The sequence below is a fragment of the Rosenbergiella metrosideri genome (assembly GCF_022602565.1).
Classification (GTDB): Bacteria; Pseudomonadota; Gammaproteobacteria; order Enterobacterales; family Enterobacteriaceae; genus Rosenbergiella; species Rosenbergiella metrosideri.
The window spans coordinates 1-4464 of sequence record NZ_JALBCV010000033.1 but is presented as its reverse complement, the minus strand read 5'-3'; the positions used below and the strand labels follow the sequence as shown (position 1 = coordinate 4464).

Below are 4464 nucleotides of genomic sequence, written 5' to 3'. Positions count from 1 at the left end.
CTCGTCATAACGGCTATAGACCGATTGGGACGTAATACTATCGATGTCCTGTCAACGATAACAAAGCTAAGCGAAAAAGGTGTGAAGGTTATTTCTCTACGAGAAGGTGTTGATCTATCAACACCTACGGGAATGGCTGTAATAGGTATAATGGCTTCTTTAGCACAACTAGAGAAAGACTTGATTGATGAAAGAAGAAAAGCTGGAATTCAAAGAGCACAGTCATCTGGTGTGCATTGTGGTAGGCCTATAAAGGCAGAGATTACAGACTTGGAAAGATTATTAGCAGAAGGTCTTTCACCAAAAGAAATAATGGAAACGCTCGGGATCAGTAAAGCCACTTTTTATAGAATGAAGATGAAGTCTGAATATTGACCAAAATGCACCTGGCTTGACAAAAAAATAAATCACGGTATAATAAAGATCTACCTTCTGCCGAGGATGATATATATCTTTATATTATCTTTTATCTATCTTAATTATATTGATAATTGTCTCTGACTGGAGACAGCAAAGCTGTCGACCAATAAATAAAAACATCAATATTGGCACATAATTTTAAAAGATTTTTATTAAAAAATAATCTTTTCTAAAAGATTTCTATTCTTAAAATGATACATCCTTGCCTTGGCAAGGATGCACACCTTGGTGTGTAAATCTAAGATTTATAGTCCACCTGCTGGTAAGAACTGACAAATATTAGATTTTGATAAATCATGAATGAACATATCATATGTTGCATTCGTACTAGCAGTATGGATTCTATCCTTAACTTGGAAGAATAAATCTACTTGGTTATTCTTAATAGCTTTTTGCTTGTTCATGTTAACAACGTCATTAGCTACTGTGCTAGCACAAACAAATAAATTAGGGTTACCATCAACAAGTTCAGTTGTGCTGACATAATCACCATTAATATTAACATATGGCTTTAGGTAATCTTCCAAAGCTGGAATGTGCTTTTTACTATTATCTTCTTTATCATTCTTTTTAGAAGAAGCTTGTTCGTCATTAGATGAACTATCACCATTTTGTTCTTCGTTAGCAGATGAATCAGAATCTTTGTTAACTTCATCAGCAGGAGCAAGATTATTCATACCTAGTATTTGAAACTGATATGCAACACTAAGCTCTCCCTCATCCTTGATACTATCCCTCATCTTAATCCAATCATGCTGTAGTTTCTTAATGACAACAACGTCATCAGGATTTCTAGCAAGAGCCGATTTGTAGGCTTTCGCCATATCTTCATCAAAAGAAGAAAGCGTAGGGTTATCACAAATCATATGCTCAACGTCAGTTGATGCTTTAGAGCAATCAAAGCTAGCTGCCATAGATGAGCTAGAGAATAATAAAGTTAATAGTAAAGCTGTGCGATAATGGAACATTATTAAAATAGACCTGCTATAAAAAATGGAAGTAAAATATTTTTTATGAACAAGAGGGATAATCACCCTCCTGTATAATTAATAATTATTCTTTTTCAAAGACGCTAACATCTTGGAATGAAGCAATGTAGCTTTTACCATCTTCTGATGGCTGAACAACAATCCTACGCATTTCAGCATCGTTATTATAAAAATTAGCTTGGTATTTGATACCGTCTAGAGATTTAATATTAATTAGTTTCTTGCAACCACGATCATACCTGCTTGATTGAGTGACAGATGTGGCACAGTACATCTTAAGTTGCTTAACTGGTTCAGAATCAAAAATACTTATATCCATTAACGATTTAAATGAAGAATAATCAGGAATAGATAGATACTGACCTTTGTCATCCTTAGTTCTATGTGAATTATGGTAGACACTCCAACTTTCTCTAAATACATTAGTTACTAATGGAAGATGTAAGATATACCAGTCCTGGGCAGGATGATCAACAACAGAAGATTTCGAACAAACACCGCTAGTACCATCAGTACAAACTTTAAGCTTTATAAGTTCAAGATCATTATCACTAGAGCGGTGGAACCATTTAAGCAATAACACAGAGATGGTAATAATTATCAATACACTAATAATCCCAGAAAATAGTTTACTCTTTTTCAAGTTATACCCTAATTAAACGTTAGATAAATTAACCATGTTATTATAAAGCTTAAAGTATGAAAGGAAGCAACTGAAGAATAGTGAGTAGGAATAGAGCCAGAAAGAGAGCCAGAAAGAGATCTACACCTAAGCGGTGACTCCAGTATTTACCCAATAAAATACGGGTAAACTTGACTGGTTCACGCTTTACTGACGACTATGCGAGAGAATACGATTTCTCGTACTCCTTGCCCTGAATACACCCTCGTCAGTTAACACCCTTTCCATTGGTCTATCACATTCCCACTTTTGCCTACTGGCTGGGCGTGGTTTTCTCATTCCCTTACCCTATGTGATTAAACTTGTTTTACGGTGCTAAGCGGTAGGTTGCTGGTGAGTATTCTTCCCCTTGATCCCAGCGACACAGGCACACATTCTGATCCACTATCATCTTTAATCCAAATCAGCGTGTATGGGAAATCCCACTAAAGCCATAGCCTAGCGGTAACGAATCATCAGGGGGGAATTATCTTGATTAGACTTGCAGTATTAGATACTGGTAGGTAAACTTAGTCTTGAATAAGGTGATCAGCCCCTGACTGGCTCATTACCAGAAACAAGTTGATTGGTAGTCTTCTTGTTTCAAATTGAGAGGGACACTTGGCGGTGTCCCTTTCTGCTTTCAATAATGCCCTAAATCCTAATCCTCTATCAAGTATAAAGTTTCTAGCGACCACGCTTTAACTCAAAATCACTACTATTTGATAAATTTTTTATGACTCTTCTATATCAAAATTTAGATACAAAAAAGCCCCAACTCTTTGAAAATTTGGGGCTTATGTAGCATATATTCTTAATGTAAGAAATTGACTAAAAACTTAACAATTTCCTTTATAATCAATATCTTAAATACCTTTGCTACTACGTCAAGTACCCAATTACGAACTTTAATTTTATCAATCATAGCGTTCGATCTCATTGCACTAGTTTTCGCTAATCCGTACAATCGAATCGTCAAAACAAGATGTACTGTTAGGAACTAGTTAGGTTTCTAATTTAGAAAGTCGCTATGGTCTCTCACCACCGTAGTGACTTTCACTTCCCCTCAGAAATAGCTACAAGCAGCGTATTCACTGAGCTTCAGCTTGTTATATTAAATGTTAAAACCAAGGATACAAGCACAAAAAAACACCAAATATCTCTTGTTTTTTTACAAAACCGCATGGCAAAAGGAAGAACGCTCTGTCAACAATTTCCACTTTTTTTTCGTCATGAATGCGTATGATGAGATTTCGGTCAAATTGATTATTTGCGCGACATACATTTCTAAATTATTAGAATAATAATTTACGACTTAACTCCAAAAAACCGCTTTAGAAAACTCTTTTTCTTTTCCTTTTCGAGCTCGGATTTCACTGCACTCAATTCGTCTCTGATAGATTTGTTTTCAGTACTAATTTCTTCATTACCTTTCTTCAACTCTACCAGCTCTTCTTCGAGTGATTTTCTAGCTAATTTATCTTCTAAAAGCAGAGCCATACTGTCGGATTGATCAGCGACCAGCTTCTGGAGTGATTCGATCTGCTTTTGCATATTCTGTATAGCAAGATATACATCATTATCTTGTTTATTTTGTGACTGTGTAACATCGTTTACTTTAGATACAGGAAGGGATACATTTCCATAGTGACGAATCAGCTCCGATACATCTATAAAACGTTTACCATTTTTATTTGTAACGCTGATAAGACCCTTATCTATATGGGAGTATAGAGTCTTTCTGGTTACACCAGCAGCCTCAGATGCTTGCGATAAATTGAGTAAATTGGATACCTGATTAGCCATTGCATACCTCACTAAACAATCAAAAATAAAACTGTATACATATACAGTATTTTTAATGACTATTTTTTGTTTATTCCTAGTAGGATGTATACAGCAATAATTGATACAAATTCAAACAACATCTTTCCTTGCGTCACTTTTGGCTTGTTTTCGTCACCTCTAAAATTTAGATCGTATTTACATTTAAATAGTCTCAAAACCATCTCCTTTTGGTACTGAGTAATAAGCTCAGAAAAACCATAAAAAGATAGTCTCAAAAGGTTTGTTTTTAAATTTTGAAACTCTATAATTATGAGACATACTTATGGGACATGAAATTATGAACAATGTTATTGGTTATGCTCGTGTATCGACAAAAGAACAAACAGTAGATAATCAAAAACAGCAAATCACTGGTCGTGGTTATAGTGTCAGGAAATGGTTTACAGATGATGCCGTCAGTGGCTCTGTAGAGTCCACCAAGCGATTGGGATTAAAATCCTTACTAGATTATGTACGTGAAGGAGATGTCCTCGTCATAACGGCTATAGACCGATTGGGACGTAATACTATCGATGTCCTGTCAACGATAACAAAGCTAAGCGAAAA

The 4464-nt window shown here is 35.4% G+C and carries 5 protein-coding genes; 2 read left to right on the top strand and 3 right to left on the bottom strand.

Annotated features, from left to right (window positions below; genetic code table 11):
- On the top strand, positions 1-375 hold a 375-nt coding region (locus tag MKR94_RS16230; RefSeq protein WP_241647858.1), incomplete at its 5' end, for a recombinase family protein.
- A gap of 290 nt (positions 376-665) precedes the next feature.
- Here MKR94_RS16230 and MKR94_RS16225 read toward each other — a convergent pair.
- From MKR94_RS16225 to MKR94_RS16215, 3 genes are all read right to left on the bottom strand, one after another.
- Entirely contained in the window at positions 666-1388 is a 723-nt protein-coding gene (locus tag MKR94_RS16225; RefSeq protein WP_241647857.1) for a hypothetical protein, read from the bottom strand.
- A gap of 85 nt (positions 1389-1473) precedes the next feature.
- Positions 1474-2052, bottom strand: coding sequence for a hypothetical protein (locus MKR94_RS16220; protein ID WP_241647856.1), 579 nt, complete (start codon positions 2050-2052; stop codon positions 1474-1476).
- Positions 2053-3378: 1326 nt separating this feature from the next.
- Positions 3379-3876 carry a helix-turn-helix domain-containing protein gene (locus MKR94_RS16215; protein WP_241647855.1) on the bottom strand — a complete coding sequence of 166 codons (498 nt, stop codon included), beginning with the start codon at positions 3874-3876 and terminating at the stop codon, positions 3379-3381.
- A gap of 319 nt (positions 3877-4195) precedes the next feature.
- On the opposite strand from MKR94_RS16215, the gene MKR94_RS16210 reads away from it, so the two are divergent.
- Positions 4196-4464, top strand: a 269-nt coding sequence (locus tag MKR94_RS16210) for a recombinase family protein (RefSeq protein WP_241647859.1), incomplete at its 3' end; no start/stop codon positions are given.

Coding starts and splice junctions, on each gene's coding strand:
- MKR94_RS16225 (WP_241647857.1), bottom strand. CDS start 1,388: ATGTTCCATTATCGCACAGCTTTACTATTAACTTTATTATTCTCTAGC.
- MKR94_RS16215 (WP_241647855.1), bottom strand. CDS start 3,876: ATGGCTAATCAGGTATCCAATTTACTCAATTTATCGCAAGCATCTGAG.